This is a genomic window from Pseudomonas orientalis, from assembly GCF_001439815.1.
Lineage (GTDB): Bacteria > Pseudomonadota > Gammaproteobacteria > Pseudomonadales > Pseudomonadaceae > Aquipseudomonas > Aquipseudomonas orientalis.
Map to the genome: position 1 here is coordinate 495,618 of NZ_JYLM01000004.1, position 16,366 is coordinate 511,983.

General features: G+C 62.0%; 13 protein-coding genes. 8 read left to right on the top strand and 5 right to left on the bottom strand.

What is annotated here, in order from left to right; translation table 11 throughout:
- Positions 1-186 precede the first annotated feature (186 nt).
- The 4 genes from rsmA to TU82_RS13510 are packed head-to-tail and all read right to left on the bottom strand — an operon-like array spanning position 187 to position 6,119.
- Positions 187-1,005, bottom strand: coding sequence for a 16S rRNA (adenine(1518)-N(6)/adenine(1519)-N(6))-dimethyltransferase RsmA (gene rsmA / locus TU82_RS13495; protein WP_057723670.1), 819 nt, complete (start codon positions 1,003-1,005; stop codon positions 187-189).
- Positions 1,002-1,991: a 4-hydroxythreonine-4-phosphate dehydrogenase PdxA gene (pdxA, locus tag TU82_RS13500; protein ID WP_057723671.1), complete on the bottom strand. Its 990-nt coding sequence runs from the start codon at positions 1,989-1,991 to the stop codon at positions 1,002-1,004. The genes rsmA and pdxA overlap by 4 nt, the downstream gene beginning before the upstream one ends.
- Positions 1,988-3,322, bottom strand: a complete 1,335-nt coding sequence (locus TU82_RS13505) for a peptidylprolyl isomerase (RefSeq protein WP_082632017.1) — start codon at positions 3,320-3,322, stop codon at positions 1,988-1,990. The genes pdxA and TU82_RS13505 overlap by 4 nt, the downstream gene beginning before the upstream one ends.
- Positions 3,303-6,119 carry an LPS-assembly protein LptD gene (locus TU82_RS13510; protein ID WP_057723673.1) on the bottom strand — a complete coding sequence of 939 codons (2,817 nt, stop codon included), beginning with the start codon at positions 6,117-6,119 and terminating at the stop codon, positions 3,303-3,305. The genes TU82_RS13505 and TU82_RS13510 overlap by 20 nt, the downstream gene beginning before the upstream one ends.
- 130 nt (positions 6,120-6,249) lie before the next feature.
- Between TU82_RS13510 and TU82_RS13515 the strand changes: the two genes are divergently transcribed.
- Genes TU82_RS13515 through TU82_RS13525 form a run of 3 tightly spaced genes read left to right on the top strand, consistent with a single transcriptional unit; the run spans position 6,250 to position 8,715 of the window.
- Entirely contained in the window at positions 6,250-7,275 is a 1,026-nt protein-coding gene (locus tag TU82_RS13515; RefSeq protein ID WP_057723674.1) for an aminoglycoside phosphotransferase family protein, read from the top strand.
- A complete protein-coding gene (murU, locus tag TU82_RS13520; RefSeq protein WP_057723675.1) occupies positions 7,272-7,946 on the top strand; it encodes an N-acetylmuramate alpha-1-phosphate uridylyltransferase MurU in 675 nt (224 codons plus the stop codon). Before TU82_RS13515 ends, murU begins: the two co-directional genes overlap by 4 nt.
- A gap of 1 nt (position 7,947) precedes the next feature.
- Positions 7,948-8,715, top strand: a complete 768-nt coding sequence (locus TU82_RS13525; protein WP_057723676.1) for a TerB family tellurite resistance protein — start codon at positions 7,948-7,950, stop codon at positions 8,713-8,715.
- Positions 8,716-8,849: 134 nt separating this feature from the next.
- Here TU82_RS13525 and TU82_RS13530 read toward each other — a convergent pair whose 3' ends face one another.
- Entirely contained in the window at positions 8,850-9,818 is a 969-nt protein-coding gene (locus TU82_RS13530) for an alpha/beta hydrolase family protein (RefSeq protein WP_057723677.1), read from the bottom strand.
- 77 nt (positions 9,819-9,895) lie between these two features.
- On the opposite strand from TU82_RS13530, the gene TU82_RS13535 reads away from it, so the two are divergent.
- From TU82_RS13535 to TU82_RS13555, 5 genes are all read left to right on the top strand, one after another.
- On the top strand, positions 9,896-11,890 hold the full coding sequence (locus tag TU82_RS13535) for a sensor histidine kinase (RefSeq protein WP_057723678.1): 1,995 nt from the start codon (positions 9,896-9,898) through the stop codon (positions 11,888-11,890).
- Between the two features lie 18 nt (positions 11,891-11,908).
- The gene (locus tag TU82_RS13540) at positions 11,909-12,538 is read left to right on the top strand and encodes a response regulator (RefSeq protein ID WP_057723679.1); all 630 of its coding nucleotides are present in this window, start codon (positions 11,909-11,911) and stop codon (positions 12,536-12,538) included.
- 204 nt (positions 12,539-12,742) lie between these two features.
- Complete coding sequence (locus TU82_RS13545) at positions 12,743-13,855, top strand: ABC transporter ATP-binding protein (protein ID WP_057723680.1); 1,113 nt, start codon at positions 12,743-12,745, stop codon at positions 13,853-13,855.
- Positions 13,856-13,898: 43 nt separating this feature from the next.
- The gene (locus tag TU82_RS13550; protein ID WP_057723681.1) at positions 13,899-14,939 is read left to right on the top strand and encodes an ABC transporter substrate-binding protein; all 1,041 of its coding nucleotides are present in this window, start codon (positions 13,899-13,901) and stop codon (positions 14,937-14,939) included.
- 189 nt (positions 14,940-15,128) lie between these two features.
- Positions 15,129-16,355, top strand: a complete 1,227-nt coding sequence (locus TU82_RS13555) for an ABC transporter permease (protein WP_057723682.1) — start codon at positions 15,129-15,131, stop codon at positions 16,353-16,355.
- Positions 16,356-16,366: the final 11 nt, after the last annotated feature.

Genomic DNA, 16,366 nt, shown 5'->3' on the forward strand with positions numbered 1-16,366 from the left:
AGCAAAAGCGGAGGACAGCAGATGCGGATCAGTCTAGGCCAAGAGGTGGGCACTAGGCCAGACATGCTGTCTGGTATGACGGGGTTCAAGTGTGGGAGGGGGCTTGCCCCCGATTCGGTGGGTCAACCAACATCAGTGTTTGCTGGGCCGACGTCATCGGGGGCAAGCCCCCTCCCACATTTGTGCTTACGCCTGGTCTGCTACTGGCGCAGGCTGGATGGCAAGCTGGTCGGCCAGGCGCACGAAGGCGGCCAGGTCCAGTTGCTCGGGGCGCAGGCTGCCGTCAACGCCGGCGGCTTCGATTTCGGCATTGCTCAACAGCGCCTTGAGCGTGTTGCGCAGGGTCTTGCGGCGTTGGTTGAACGCTTCGCGCACCACGCGCTCGAGCAGTTTGTGGTCCTTGGCCGGGTGCGGCAGTACGGCGTGGGGCACCAGGCGCACGATGGCCGAGTCAACCTTCGGCGGCGGGTTGAACGCGCCCGGGCCGACGTTGAACAGGTGTTCGACGCGGCAATGGTACTGAACCATGATCGACAGACGGCCCCAATCACCGCCACCTGGGCCTGCGGCCAGGCGCTCGACCACTTCTTTTTGCAGCATGAAGTGCATGTCGCGGATGATCCCGGCGTTGTTCAGCAGGTGGAAAATCAGCGGGGTGGAGATGTTATACGGCAGGTTGCCGACAACGCGCAGGCTGTTGGGCGCGGCGTTGAGGCTGTTGAAGTCGAACTTCAGCGCATCGCCCTGATGCAGGTTGAAGTTGGGCTTGTCGGCAAACTGCTGGTTGAGGATCGGGATCAGGTCCTTGTCCAGTTCCACCACGTCCAGTTGACCGCCACTGGCCAGCAGGCCCTGGGTCAATGCGCCCTGGCCCGGGCCGATTTCCAGCAAGCGGTCGTCGGGCTTGGCGTGGATGGAGCGCAGGATGCGGTCGATCACGCCGGCGTCGTGCAGGAAGTTTTGCCCGAAGCGCTTGCGCGCCCGGTGTTGGTAATGCTCGGTCATATACGGGTCTCGGCCATCTGATAGGCGGTTTCCAGGGCTACGTGCAGGCTGCCGGTATCGATCTTGCCGCTGCCTGCCAGGTCCAGGGCAGTGCCATGGTCGACGGAGGTGCGGATGATCGGCAGGCCCAGTGTCACGTTGACTGCGGCGCCGAAGCCTTTGTATTTCAGCACGGGCAGCCCCTGGTCATGGTACATCGCCAGCACTGCGTCGCAGTGCTCCAGATATTTGGGGGTAAACAGAGTGTCTGCCGGCAATGGGCCGCGCAGGTCCATGCCTTCCTGGCGCAGACGCTCTAATGTCGGTTCAATGATGTCGATTTCTTCATGGCCCAAATGGCCGCCTTCACCGGCGTGGGGGTTGAGCCCACAGACCAGGATGCGCGGTTGGGCAATGCCGAATTTGTGTTGCAGGTCGGCGTGCAGGATGCGCGTGACGCGTTCTATGCGCTCGGCGGTGATGGCGTCGGCGATATCGCGCAGCGGCAGGTGGGTGGTCACCAGCGCAACACGCAGGCCAGGGGTGGCCAGCATCATCACGACTTGTTCGGTATGGGTGAGTTCGGCCAGGAATTCGGTATGGCCGGAGAAGGCGATACCGGATTCGTTGATCACGCCTTTATGGACCGGCGCGGTGATCATGCCGGCGAAATCGCCGTCGATGCAGCCTTGGCCGGCGCGGGTCAGGGTTTCCAGCACAAAGGCTGCATTGGCCTTGTCCAGTTGCCCGGCAACGACCTTGGCGTGCAGGGGGGTGTCCCACACATACAGGCTGCCTGCCGACGCCGGCAGGTCGGGCCAGTTGCCCGGCGCAACATCCAGCAGGTTGACAGCCACGCCCAGCTGCGCGGCCCGCTCAAGGAGCAGGTCGCGGCTGGTAATGGCAATCAGGGGGTGTGGCTGGGCGTGCGAGGCGAGCAGCAGGCACAGGTCTGGACCAATGCCGGCCGGCTCGCCGGGTGTTACCGCGAAACGCTGGGGTTTCACTGGGCTGCCTGGTCCGTGCCTGTTTGTTCGGCGGCCGGCAGCTTGTTTTCTACGTAGGCTTCGTCACGGATCTGACGCAACCAGGTTTGCAGCTCTTCGTCGTACTTACGGTTGCGCAGTACGGTCAGGGCTTGTTGCTCACGGGCCTGGTTGGTGTTGTCGGTGGCGCGACGGCCAAGGACTTCCAGCACATGCCAACCGTATTGAGTCTTGAACGGCTTGGACAGCACGCCTTGCGGCGTATCGGCCATGACCTGCTGGAACTCGGGCACCAGGGCTTTCGGGTCGATCCAGTTCAGGTCGCCGCCGTTGAGGGCCGAGCCTGGGTCTTCCGAAAAGCTCTTGGCCAGGGTGGCGAAGTCTTCACCGCTTTCGATGCGGTCATAGATCTTCTGCGCCAGTTCCTTGGTTTGTGCCTCGGTGCGGATTTCGCTTGGCTTGACCAGGATGTGACGAACATGGACTTCGTCTTTCAGCGAGGTCTCGCCGCCGCGCTTGCCGAGCAGCTTGAGGATGATAAAACCGCCAGGGGTACGCGCCGGTTGGGTGATGTCACCCACGTTCATCGCACTCAGCTCACGGTCGAACGGCGGTGGCAACTGCGCGGCTTTACGCCAGCCCATGTCACCACCGTCGAGCGCGTTGTCGCTGCCGGACTGGGCAATCGCCATTTGAGCGAAATCAGCACCCGCCTTGAGGCGATCATAGATCGCCTGGGTCTTGGCCGCGGCGGCGTTGAGCTGCTCGGCGTTGGCGCTGTCCGGTGTCGGGATCAGGATATTGGCCAGGTGCAGCTCTTCGGAGAGTTGCATCTTGCCCAGGTCCGAAGCCAGGAAGTTCTTCACTTCCTGTTCCGACACCTGCACCCGCTCCGCTACGCGACGCTGGCGCACACGGCTGATGATCATTTCACGCTTGATCTGGTCACGTGCGTCCTCATAGGACAGGCCGTCGTGCGCCAGGGCTGCGCGGAACTGATCGATGCTCATGTTGTTGCGTTGAGCGATGGTGCCGACGGCCTGGTTCAGTTCTTCGTCCGAAATACGGATGCCGGAACGTTCGCCGATCTGCAGTTGCAGGTTTTCGACGATCAGGCGCTCCAGCACCTGGGGTTCCAGGACGCTGGTCGGCGGCACGCCACCGCCACGCTTGGCGATGGTCTGCTGAACTTCCTTGACCCGCTGGTCCAGCTGGCTCTGCATGATCACGTCGTTATCGACGATGGCTGCGACTTTATCCAGCTGTTGCACCGCGGCATGCGCCGAGGCGGCACCCAGGAACAGCGCGCCCAGCACTAGCGGGCGCAAGCACTCAGAAAGCTTTGTCTTCACGTTCACGATAACCTTCAATGCCTTTGTCGAGGAAGCTCTCTACCTTGGCGCCGGTCAGGCCGCCGAGTCCTTTGAGGACGATCTGGAAGAAGAGCCCGTGGTCACCCTTTTCGTTAAGCGGGGCGATCTGGCTGTATTCGTCGTTGGAAACCCAGTAACGGTTGATGACGCGCAGTTTCCAGCAGCAGTTGTCGTACTCGAAACCACCAAAGGCTTCCAGAGTACGGTTACGTGCATAGTCATACTGCCAGCGGGTGATCAGGTTCCACTGTGGAATGATCGGCCACATCATCGAGAAGTCGTGCTGCTGGATTTTGTAGTAATCCTTCACGTAGTTCGGCTCGCCTGGTTGGCCGTAGTCACCACCGAACTGCCATTTGTTGGCCAGCTGGTTATAGACGATCTGGTCGTTGCGATAGCGATAACCGAGGTTGATCACCTTGTTCGGGTCGTTTTCCGGCTGATAGTGGAACATCGCGCTGCCGGACCGTGGGGCGTGGCTCTCGGTGTCCCAGTTGTAGTCGGCAGTGGCGCGCCAGTCGCGGTTGAAGTGGAATTCGTATTCCAGCGCGATAGGCGATACGTCGGTACGCGCGTCATCACGATCGGCGGCCAGTACGCCTGGCAGTTGAACCTCACGGTCCTTGAAGTACACGGCCTGACCTACCGACACGCGTTGGCGCTCAAAGCCGTTATCTTCGATCCAGCGGCTGGTGACGCCCAGGGACAGCTTGTTCTCGTCACCGATCCGGTCGTTGCCGCTGAAGCGGTTGTCGCGGAACAATGAAGAATAACTGAACGAGTATTCACTGGTATCAAACACCGGAATATCGCTCTGGTCCTTGTTCGGTACGTAGAGGTAGTAGGCTCGCGGTTCGAGGGTCTGGTTGAAGTCCTTGCCGAACAAATTGGTTTTGCGATCGAAGTAAAGCCCACTGTCTATGCTGGCGATAGGTACCGCGCGGTCTTGGGAGCTGTTGAACACCCCGCCAGCGTAAGGAGCTGCTCCAGGCTGAGCAGCGGCCCGCTGCGCGACGATGATGTCATTCTTACCTGAGCTATCCAAATCAAGATCATATTTGGTGTAGACGTACTTGAGCTTCGGCGTAATAAAACCGTAGGTCCAGTTCATCGGGTATTCGACGGCTGGAGCAACGTTCAGGCGAGTACCGTTGGCCCGGGTAAGACCCAAAACGTTGGTGTCCAGGCGAGCCGTTTTGTCGCCGTTCTCGTCTGTAAAGATACCGTTTTGCAAGTCACGATCAAAGCGTACGGCTTCGGTTTCATAACTGAAGTTCAAGCCGCCCGGATGAAACGGCAGCTGGCCGTTCAGCGTGAGCTGCGGCAACCGGTCATACGGCGTGATCTGAGAGATTGTGGACAGCTGGTACGCCTGGACATTCAGGCGAGCCTGATAAGAATCGCCCCGATACGTCAGGGAGCCCTGCTGGTTCAGGAAGTCCCGGTTCTGGACACCCTCCTCAAAGGTCTTCAAGTCCTGGAAGTAGTAAGGGTCGCTGATCTTGGTGTAATCCACCTGGGACGTCAGGCGCGAATCCAACCCACCCCTGTGCTGCCAGTTGAGCATGTAGCGGGTTTTTTCGTAGTCGGTCTGGTTCTTGCGCTCGTCGTTGTCGTCGTTCAGGTACGCCCCGCCGAACTGGCCTTCGCTGGATTTGGTGAGGTAGCGGAATTCGCCTTCCATCAACAAGCCGCGCTTGGTCATGTATTGCGGGTACAACGTGGCGTCGTAGTTCGGTGCCAGGTTGAAGTAGTACGGCGTCACGAGGGTAAAGCCAGTCTCGCTGCCGGTGCTGAAGCTCGGCGGCAGGAAGCCGGACTGACGACGATCGTCAATCGGGAAATAGATGTAAGGGGTGTACAGGATCGGGATGTTCTTGACCCGCAACGTCGCGTTGGTGGCCGTACCGAAACCGGTCGCCGGGTTCAACGTGATGTTGTTGCCCTTGAGCTGCCAGGCGTTGCTGTCCGGCTCGCACGTGGTGTACGTACCGTCCTTGAGACGGATGATCGCGTTCTCGGCACGCTTGGCGTACAGCGCGTTACCGCGGATACGCGACTTGTGCATCACGTACTCGGCGTTGTCGATCTGGGCGGCGCCGGTGTCGAGCTGGACCTGGGCACGGTCGCCCACGATCAGCGCGCCGTTGTCACGCAGACGCACGTTGCCGTTCAGCTCGCCACGGTTCTCGGCCTGGTACAGGTTGGCTTCGTCGGACTCCAGCTGCATGCTGCCCTGGCGCATGACAACGTCACCGGCCAGCGTGGCGACCTGCTGTTCCTGCTCGTAACGAGAGGCCTTGGCACCGATGAAGGTCGGCGCATCGCTCTTGTTCGTCTTGTCATTCATGCCAGGACGCGTCGGCTCGATGTAGGCACCGCCGCAGTAAGGGCCGGTTTCGGCCAGCTGTGCTGCGGTCAGTTTCTCGCGAGGCACCCAGTCCAGGTGGCTGTAGTCTTTGCTGCGCGAACGCAGCCCACGGCCCTTGGCTTCGGTGACCAGCATGGTCTTGGGCTCGGCGTCGACGCTGCCGCCAGCCTCGCCCTGCGGCGTGCTGTTGGCCGAGCTGACGGCAGAACCGTCATGCACCGGGCGCGGTGGCAATGGGGCGGCGGCCGTCTTCGGCGCGCAATCCCAGGCACCCGAAGCAGAGACTGAGCAGTCATACTGTTCCGCGGCGACCACGAATGAGGTGGCGAAAGGTTGCAAGGCCAGCAGACTGCCGGTTACCAGCAACGGAAATTTTCTACGAAACGCGGGGGATTTCAATGCCATCTTATTAGTCCGGGCTTCCTGCGTGCCATCTGCCCGCGGTTTGGGCCGCACGCCTCTCGATGGTCTGAAAAAGATGCGTGATAATAAAGCATGCCCCGCTTGACGGCTAGCGCCGTCGGAGACCCTTGTAATGCCCGAGCACGATCTACGTTTACAACAGCTGGAAGTCTGGCTGGATGAGCAGTTGCCGATTCTCTTCAACGCTCAGGACTGGGGCCCCGTACCCCCGGCCACATTGACCGCGGCCAGCAGCGACGCGAGTTTCAGGCGTTACTTCCGGTGGGAGGGTGGGGCGCATACATTCATCGTGATGGACGCGCCGCCGCCCCAGGAAAACTGCAAACCTTTCGTCGATATCGCGCATTTGCTCGCGAAATCGGGAATTAATGTGCCAAAAATTTATGCAGAAGATCTGCCCCGTGGCTTTCTTTTGCTCAATGACCTGGGCCGAAACACCTATCTGGACGTGATTGACGAGCAAAACGCCGATCAATTGTTCGCCGATGCCATTGATGCCTTGCTGGCATTCCAGCAATTGCCGATGGACGCGCCGTTGCCCAGCTACGACGTCGCCTTGTTGCGCCGCGAGCTTGAGTTGTTCCCCGAGTGGTACATACGCCGCCACCTGGGTATCGAGCTTGATACCCGGCAGCAGGCCCTCTGGCAGCGCGTCAGCGACCGGTTGATCGACAGCGCCCTGGCGCAGCCCAACGTGCTGGTGCACCGCGACTATATGCCGCGCAACCTGATGATCAGTGAGCCCAGCCCGGGCGTGTTGGATTTCCAGGACGCGGTCTACGGCCCGGTGACCTATGACATCACCTGCCTGTTCAAGGACGCCTTCCTCAGTTGGCCCCAGGCCCGCGTGCAAGCATGGCAGCGCGGCTATTGGGAGCGTGCCGGGCAGTTGGGCATCCCCGTGCAGGATGATTTTGAAGACTTCCTGCGCGCCAGCGACCTGATGGGCGTGCAACGTCACCTCAAGGTCATCGGTATCTTCGCGCGGATCTGTCACCGCGATGGCAAGCCTCGCTATCTGGCGGACGTACCGCGCTTCTTTGCCTATATAGAAGCGGTGCTGGCCGACCGACCGGAGTTGAGCGACCTGGGCGAGCTGCTCAGCAGCCTGCGCCAACCGGCCGAGGCTTGCGTATGAAGGCGATGATCCTGGCGGCCGGCAAGGGCGAGCGCATGCGCCCGCTGACGCTGCATACGCCCAAGCCGCTGGTGCAGGCAGGCGGCAAACGGCTGATCGAGTATCACCTTGAAGCGCTGGCCAGGGCCGGCTTTACCGAGATCGTGATCAACCATGCCTGGCTCGGTCAGCAGATCGAAAGCTATCTGGGTGACGGTGCCCAGTTCGGTGTGCGCATCCGTTATTCAGCCGAGGGCGAGCCCCTGGAAACCGGCGGCGGGATTTTCCAGGCGCTGCCGTTGCTGGGAGAAGAGCCGTTCCTGGTAGTCAACGGCGACATCTGGACCGATTACGACTTCAGCCAATTGAAGCGACCGCTCCAGGGCCTGGCCCATCTGGTGATGGTCGACAACCCGGCGCATCATCCGTCCGGCGGTGACTTCTACCTGGACGACGGCGTGCTTCATGATGCGGCGCCCGGTGCCGATAACCTGACCTTCAGTGGCATTTCCGTGCTCGACCCCCGATTGTTCGCGGGGTGCAGTGCGGGTGCCTTCAAGCTGGCGCCGCTGTTACGCGCGGCGATGGCCAAGGGTCAGGTAACGGGTGAACACATGAAGGGACGCTGGGTGGATGTCGGAACGCTTGAGCGCCTGGCGCAAGTCGAAACCTTGCTGACAGCGGGACGCTAGGATGTTGTGGCCAGGGACGCTGATCGGCGCCGGGGCTGGCTTTGCGATTGCCAGTATTCCGGGGGCTTTGTTGGGTGCATTGCTGGGGCAGGCGCTGGACCGGCGTCTGCAATTGCACAGTTGGGCGCAGTTGCGCGAACGTCTTGGCGGGCGCCCCGCGTTGCGCAACGACGAATTGTTGTTCGTGCTGCTGGGGCGCCTGGCCAAAAGCAATGGCCGCATTGTGGACGGCCATATCCAGCAGGCGCGCCAGGAAATGCGCGCGCTGGACATGACCGAGCCGGCCCAGCGCCGAGCCATCATGGCCTTTAATCGCGGCAAGTCCGGCACCGACCGGGTGCGCCGTTATCTGCGCGTGCTCAAGTCGCAACCCCATGCCGCCGAGGGCGTTCTACGTGCCTGCTGGCGTATGGCGTGGGCGGACGGCCGGGCGGATGAGGCCGAGCGTGACCTGATCGAGTTGTGGGGTAAATGGCTGGGCTGGACGCCGCAACAAATCCGCGCGTTGGCCTCCGATTACGCGCCGGCGCGCAAGCCGTTGGTCAATCGTGCCGGGGCTTATCAGGAGGCGTTGCGCATTCTTGGGGTGACGGCGACCGCTGAGCCTTCGGCGATCAAGCGCGCCTATCGCCGCCTGCTCAGCCGCCACCATCCGGACAAGATCGCCGGCAGCGGCGCCAGCCCCGCGCAAGTGCGCGAGGCGACCGAGCGTACCCGCGAGTTGCATAACGCCTATGCGTTGATTCGCGAGCGACGGGACTTTCGCTGATAGTGCCGATCAAATGTGGGAGGAGGCTTGCCCCCGATGGCGGTGTATCAGTTGCCACATTTGTTGGCTGACACACCGCTATCGGGGGCAAGCCCCCTCCCACATTGGTAATTCGACGCTTTCGAAAAATGTGGTCAATCGGCCTGCGGGCTCAACCAGCCGCGCACTCGCCGATATAGCTGCTCCTGCTGGGCGGCATCATTGCCGGGCAGGGCGTGGAGTTGCACCTGCTTGTAGCCGTCATTCTTGCCGCGTTTGGCCGCCTGGAGTCGGGCCAATGCGTTTTTGCCGTCCTGGGCGCCGTCCTGGTAGAACACATCCGCAGTAGGCACTTTGAGCGCCGGCGCCAATTGCTGCAGGTCCGGTTGACGCGCGGCGGGTGTCTTCCCGGCCACCATCACCAGTTTCTGCACCTGGGTGGGTTGTTTCTCGCTCAGATAGCGCGCAGCCCACCATGCGCCGGTACCGTGGCCGAGCAGTGCCACACTGCGGGCGCCCTGGGTCTGGGCGAAGGCGACGGCCGCATTGATGCGGTCGAAGATACGTTTGGCGTCGGTCTTGTCCTGTTCATCGGCGCCCGGTACCACCGCCGGGTCGGTGCCTTCGGCTTCCGCGCTGGCGGCCTGTTCAACCGGTTTGGCGACCGTGCTGCCGTCCTTGCTGCTGGTATCGACCGCCGCCTGGGGCGGTTCGATGACCCGTGGCGGCAGGGTATCCAGGTTGACGTCCGGCAGTGACAGGCTGAGGGTGCCCCAGGCCGCATCCGGCAGTTTGCGACGCAACGGGCCGATTGCTTGCGGCCAGTCGGCATTTTCGCCGGCGCCTGGCACGATGATCACCACGCCTTGGGGGGCGGCACCGTTGGCGGGCTTCCACAGGGCCAGGAACGAATCGCTGCCGGCCTGCAATTGTTGTTGTTCCTGTTGCGCAACCTGGCGTTCGAGGGCGCGGGCTTCTGCCTCGCTGCGCTCGGGCAAGGGCTGGCGTTCGGCGGGTTTTTCCGCGACGGGTGCTGGCGCGTCGGCGGCTTGAACAGAAAAGGCGCTGGTAAATAGCAGCGACAGGCACAATGCTGGCAGTGCCGAACGGTTTCGAGGTGGCATCGTTAAATCCCGGCCGGAAATGATTCCAGCAGCCTAATGGGTTGATCGGTATTTGTCAGTGATGTGAGACGTGGATCATGGGTTTTCGCTTGCTGCTGGTTATCGGCTGTCTGTGTGTTGCCTTGATGGGCAACGCCGCGCCTGGCCCCGTCGCGCCCCAGGCGCAACTGAATGCGCAGCAGCGTGAGTGGCTGGCGCAGCACCCGCAATTAAGAGTGGGCCTGGTATTGCAGGCACCCTACGCGCAATACGACCGACGGCTGCAGCGGTTGTCCGGGGCCAATGTCGAGTTGATGCAGTGGCTGGCCAAGGCGCTGGGCATCGAGCTGACCTGGCGCAACTTTCCCGATCAGCAGCAGTTGGAAGCCGCCGTGCGCTATGGCGAGGTGGACATCGCCCCCGGCCTGCAGCAAACCCCGGCCGGCTTGCGCCTGTGGTTGTTCAGCGACCCTTATATGCGTGTGCCCCAGCATATCGTCGGTATCCGCGAAGGCGGCGGTGCGGTGGAACTGGAAAAACTCGACACGCAATCGCGCATCGCGGTGCGCATGCCCAGCACGGTGGCCGACTACCTGCGCAGCACGTATCCCAACCTCAACCTGCAAGGCGTGCCCATGGAGCGCCAGGCGCTGCAGTTATTGGTGAGCCGCCAGGCCCGTTATGCGGTGGTGGATGAGGCGCAACTGGGCCGGTTGTCCGGCGAGGCGGAGTTCGCGGGATTGGCGGTGGTCGGCGATATCGGCCTGCCGCAGTTACTGCGGGTGGCCACGCGGCGCGAGTGGCCGGAACTGGCGAGCATCATGCAAAGCGCGTTGCGGGCGATACCTGCCCGCGACCTGGACCAATTGCACAGCCGCTGGCTGCAACCCCAGTACCCGCGTCTATCGGACGCCATGGGTTTGTGGAAAAACCTCAGCGTGCTGTTGGGGTTGTTACTGCTCGCCAGCCTCGCGGCGCTGCTCTGGCAGCGCCGCCAGCAGCGCAGCCTGGAGCACGCCCTGTTGGCGGCGCGGGAAGAAAGCGCCGCGCGTGCCGCCGGTGCCGAAGCCTTGCAGTTGACGCAGTTTTCCATCGATCAGAGTACGGTCGGCATCCTGTGGGTCAATTGGGACAGTCACGTGCGTTACGCCAATCGCGCCGCCGAAACCATGCTCGGCTATGGTCCTGGCGCATTGATCGAGCGACCGCTGATCGATGTTGACCCCGCCCTGAGCATGGACCGCTGGCTCAACCTGTGGAAGCGTGCGCGTGCCAGCGAGGAGGGCGCGCAGACCTTCGCCACCGATTGCCTGCGCGCCGACGGCAGCATCCTGCCCGCCGATGTGTCATTGAGTTTCCTGCGCTTTGCCGACGGCGAATACCTGGTGGTTTACCTGACTGACGTCACCGAACGCCGCCGTTATGTGGCCGCCTTGCTGCAAAGCGAGGCCCAGTTGCGCGAATTGTCAGCCCACCTGGAAACGGTGCGCGAAGAAGAAAAGGCGCGTATCGCCCGCGAGGTACACGACGAACTCGGGCAGATGCTCACCGTGCTCAAACTGGAAACCTCAATGTGCGAATTGACCTATGCGCAACTCGATCCGGGCCTGAACGAGCGCCTGAACAGCATGAAGCGCCTGATCGCCCAGCTCTTTCAATTGGTCCGTGATGTCGCCACCGCGCTGCGCCCGCCGATTCTCGACGCCGGCATTGCCTCGGCCATCGAATGGCAGGCGCGACGCTTCGAAGCGCGCACGCAGATTCCCTGCCTGGTACGCGTCCCGGAAAACCCGCCGCTGCTGAGCGACGCCAAGGCCATCGGCCTGTTCCGCATCCTGCAGGAGGCGCTGACCAATGTGATGCGCCATGCCCGGGCGCATACTGTGGAACTGACGCTGGACGTGCACGGCCCGAACCTGCGGCTGACCATCAGCGATGACGGCATCGGCTTCGTGCAGGCCCAAGGGCGACCGGTCTCGTTCGGGCTGGTCGGCATGCGCGAGCGGGTGCTGATCATGGGCGGGCAACTGAGCCTGGTCAGCGAGTTGGGGGAGGGCACCACCTTGAGCGTCACGGTGCCGTTGGATGCATAACGATAAGAGGAAAGCCCTGTGATCCGCGTACTGGTAGCCGAAGACCACACGATTGTCCGGGAAGGCATCAAGCAATTGATCGGCCTGGCCAAGGACCTGCTGGTGGTAGGCGAAGCGAGCAATGGCGAGCAATTGCTGGAGACCCTGCGCCATGTGCCGTGCGAGGTGGTGTTGCTGGATATCTCCATGCCCGGTGTGAATGGCCTGGAGGCCATCGCGCGTATTCGGGCGTTGAGCAACCCGCCGGCGATCCTGGTGCTGTCCATGCACGATGAAGCGCAAATGGCCGCTCGCGCCCTGAAGGTGGGCGCGGCCGGGTATGCCACCAAGGACAGCGACCCGGCATTGCTGCTGATGGCGATTCGCAAGGTCGCGGCGGGCGGGCGCTATATCGACCCGGATCTGGCAGACCGCATGGTCTTCGAAGTCGGCCTGACGGACTCGCGTCCCTTGCACTCGCTGCTGTCGGAGCGCGAATTCTCGGTGTTCGAACGTCTGGCACAAGGCGCCAACGTCAACGACATTGCCCTGCAGCTGGCCCTGAGCAGTAAAACCATCAGCACCCACAAGGCGCGCTTGATGCAAAAGCTCAATATCACCTCCCTGGCCGAGCTGGTGAAATACGCCATGGAACACAAGCTGCTGTAGCGGCGTATCCATTAACGACACCGGGCAAGCGCCGCCCGGCACAGGCTTGTCGTTGCACTGTCCCATGCCCGCCATCCGTGTAGGGCGATCCCTACCCCGAACCTTCCATCCGGCTGATGTGATTCTCTCCTGGCCCCCGATTTCCGGGGCCTCGCGCCTGGACTACGCTTGTGCCACAGCGGTCCAAAATACAAAGGTGCGGGTATGAGCGAGGCGGATACAAATGATGTGCTGGTCAGCTTTCGTGGCGTGCAGAAAAGCTACGATGGCGAAAACCTGATCGTCAAAGACCTCAACCTGGAGATTCGCAAGGGCGAGTTCCTCACCCTGCTCGGGCCGTCCGGCTCCGGCAAGACCACCAGCCTGATGATGCTGGCCGGTTTTGAAACACCCACCGCCGGTGAGATCCAGCTGGCCGGCCGCTCGATCAATAACGTGCCGCCCCACAAGCGCGACATCGGCATGGTGTTCCAGAACTACGCACTGTTTCCGCACATGACCGTGGCCGAGAACCTGGCGTTTCCCCTGTCCGTGCGTGGCTTGAGCAAGACCGACATCAGCGAGCGGGTCAAGCGCGTGCTGAGCATGGTCCAGCTCGACGCCTTCGCCCAGCGCTACCCGGCGCAACTGTCCGGTGGCCAGCAACAGCGGGTGGCATTGGCCCGCGCCTTGGTGTTCGAGCCGCAGCTGGTGCTGATGGACGAACCCCTCGGCGCCCTCGACAAGCAACTGCGCGAACACATGCAGATGGAAATCAAGCACCTGCATCAGCGCCTCGGCGTGACCGTGGTGTATGTGACCCACGACCAGGGCGAAGCCTTGACCATGTCCGACCGCGTGGCGGTATTCCACCAGGGCGAAATCCAGCAGATCGCCGCACCGCGCAGCCTGTATGAAGAACCGAAGAATACCTTTGTGGCCAACTTCATCGGCGAAAACAATCGGCTCAATGGCCGTCTGCACAGCCACACCGGCGAGCGCTGTGTGGTGGAGCTGGCGCGCGGCGAGAAGGTCGAGGCGCTGGCGGTGAACGTAGGCCCGATCGGCGGCCCGGTGACCCTGTCGGTGCGGCCGGAGCGCGTCAGCCTCAATGGTGCCAGCGGCAGCTGCATCAACCGCTTCTCCGGGCGGGTGGCGGAGTTCATCTACCTGGGCGACCACGTGCGTGTGCGCCTGGAAGTCTGCGGCAAGACCGATTTTTTCGTGAAACAACCGATCGCCGAGCTGGACCCGGCCCTGACGGTCGGCGACGTGGTACCGATTGGCTGGCAAGTCGAGCACGTTCGCGCACTCGACCCACTTTTAGAGGCGAATTGATCGCCCCCTGGCTTCACCAACCCTGCACGTGGAGAGCACAACAATGTTGAGATCCCTTAAGTATTCGGCTCTGGCCATCGGCTTGATGGGCGCGACACAGGCCATGGCAGGCCCGGACCTGACCGTCGTTTCCTTTGGCGGCGCGAACAAGGCGGCCCAGGTCAAGGCCTTCTATGCCCCGTGGGAAAGCGCGGGCAACGGCAAGATCATCGCCGGTGAGTACAACGGTGAGATGGCCAAGGTCAAAGCCATGGTCGACACCAAGAGCGTGTCCTGGGACCTGGTGGAAGTGGAGTCGCCGGAGCTTTCCCGTGGTTGCGACGAAGACATGTTCGAACCCCTGGACCCGAAACTGTTCGGCAACACCGCCGACTACGTGAAGGGCGCAATCCAGCCCTGCGGGGTGGGCTTCTTCGTGTGGTCCACGGTGCTGGCCTACAACGCCGACAAACTCGCCAGTGCACCGACCAGTTGGGCGGATTTCTGGGACACCAAGAAATTCCCCGGCAAGCGTGGCCTGCGCAAAGGCGCCAAGTACACCCTGGAATTCGCCTTGATGGCCGACGGCGTGGCGCCCAAGGACGTCTACAAAGTGCTTGCCGGCAAAGATGGCCAGGACCGTGCGTTCAAGAAACTCGATGAACTCAAGCCGTCGATCCAGTGGTGGGAAGCCGGCGCACAGCCGCCGCAGTACCTTGCCTCGGGCGATGTGGTGATGAGCTCGGCCTATAACGGCCGGATCGCCGCCGTACAGAAAGAAAGCAACCTCAAAGTGGTATGGAACGGCGGCATCTACGACTTCGACGCCTGGGCCATTCCAAAAGGCCTGGCCAAGGAGCGCGCCGAAGCGGCGAAGAAATTCATCGCCTTCTCGGTGCAGCCTCAGCAGCAGAAGATCTATTCGGAAAACATCGCCTACGGTCCGGCCAACACCCAGGCCGTGCCGTTGCTGGCCAAGGACGTGCTCAAGGACATGCCGACCACTCCGGAAAACATCGCCAACCAGGTGCAGATCGATGTGAGCTTCTGGGCTGATAACGGCGAGCAGCTTGAGCAGCGCTTCAATTCCTGGGCTGCCAAATAACCCATCTGGGAGATGCCAGTCTGTAGGAGCGAGCTTGCTCGCGAAAAACGTCAACGATAACGCGTGCTTCCTGAATGAACGCGGCGCCTGTGAGTTTTTCGCGAGCAAGCTCGCTCCTACAGATTGGCATTAGGGCTTGCCCCTTCCCACAGGGCATCTGCATTTATCTTCAAGATCCGGAGTTCAGTCATGGCAGTAGCCATTCCCACCCTCAAGCAGCGCCTGGCCCGTGCCGAGCGGCTCAACCGCTGGAAGGCCCAGGCCTTGATTGCGCCGCTGGTGCTGTTTTTGCTGCTGGTGTTCCTGGTGCCCATCGTTGCGCTGCTCTACAAGAGCGTCGGCAACCCGGAAGTGGTCGCAGGCTTGCCGCGTACGGTGGTGGCAGTGACGGCCTGGGACGGTCGTGGCTTGCCCGGCGAGTCGGTGTACCAGGCGCTGAGTGAGGACCTGGGCGAAGCGCGCAAAAACCAGACCCTGGGCGATCTGTCCAAGCGCTTGAACATGGAACTGGCCGGCTATCGCAGCCTGCTGACCAAAACCGCGCGGGCGCTGCCGTTTACTGAAGCGCCTGCCTCTTATAAAGCCGCGCTGGAAAGCCTCGACGAACGCTGGGGCGACCCGGCGTACTGGCAGGCGATCCGACGCAATACCAGCAGCCTGACGCCTTACTACCTGCTGGCGGCCGTCGATCACCGTATCGATGACTTGGGCGAAATCGCGCCGGCCACCCCCGACCAGGCCATCTATCTGGATATCTTCGCCCGCACATTCTGGATGGGCCTGGTCATCACCGTGATCTGCCTGCTGCTGGCCTATCCCCTGGCGTACCTGCTGGCCAACCTGCCGGCGCGCAAAAGCAACCTTTTGATGATCCTGGTCTTGCTGCCGTTCTGGACCTCGATCCTGGTACGGGTGGCGGCGTGGATCGTATTGCTGCAATCCGGTGGCCTGATCAACAGCGCCCTGATGGGCATGGGCCTGATCGATACGCCGCTGGAGCTGGTGTTCAACCGTACCGGTGTGTACATCTCCATGGTGCATATCCTGCTGCCGTTCATGATTCTGCCGATCTACAGCGTGATGAAGGGCATTTCGCCGACTTACATGCGTGCGGCGATTTCCCTGGGCTGTCATCCCTTCGCCAGCTTCTGGCGCGTGTACTTCCCGCAGACCTACGCCGGTGTCGGCGCCGGTTGCCTGTTGGTGTTTATCCTGGCGATTGGTTACTACATCACCCCGGCCTTGCTGGGCAGCCCGAACGATCAGATGGTCAGCTACTTCGTGGCCTTCTATACCAACACCAGCATCAACTGGGGCATGGCCACGGCGCTGGGCGGCTTGCTGCTGCTGGCGACGGTGCTGCTGTACCTGATTTACAACCGGCTGGTGGGCGCCAGTCGCCTGCGCCTGAGCTGAGGAGACCTTGC

Coding starts and splice junctions, on each gene's coding strand:
- murU (WP_057723675.1), top strand. CDS start 7,272: ATGAAGGCGATGATCCTGGCGGCCGGCAAGGGCGAGCGCATGCGCCCG.
- TU82_RS13510 (WP_057723673.1), bottom strand. CDS start 6,119: ATGGCATTGAAATCCCCCGCGTTTCGTAGAAAATTTCCGTTGCTGGTA.
- TU82_RS13515 (WP_057723674.1), top strand. CDS start 6,250: ATGCCCGAGCACGATCTACGTTTACAACAGCTGGAAGTCTGGCTGGAT.
- rsmA (WP_057723670.1), bottom strand. CDS start 1,005: ATGACCGAGCATTACCAACACCGGGCGCGCAAGCGCTTCGGGCAAAAC.
- TU82_RS13555 (WP_057723682.1), top strand. CDS start 15,129: ATGGCAGTAGCCATTCCCACCCTCAAGCAGCGCCTGGCCCGTGCCGAG.
- TU82_RS13550 (WP_057723681.1), top strand. CDS start 13,899: ATGTTGAGATCCCTTAAGTATTCGGCTCTGGCCATCGGCTTGATGGGC.
- TU82_RS13535 (WP_057723678.1), top strand. CDS start 9,896: ATGGGTTTTCGCTTGCTGCTGGTTATCGGCTGTCTGTGTGTTGCCTTG.
- TU82_RS13545 (WP_057723680.1), top strand. CDS start 12,743: ATGAGCGAGGCGGATACAAATGATGTGCTGGTCAGCTTTCGTGGCGTG.
- TU82_RS13530 (WP_057723677.1), bottom strand. CDS start 9,818: ATGCCACCTCGAAACCGTTCGGCACTGCCAGCATTGTGCCTGTCGCTG.
- TU82_RS13525 (WP_057723676.1), top strand. CDS start 7,948: ATGTTGTGGCCAGGGACGCTGATCGGCGCCGGGGCTGGCTTTGCGATT.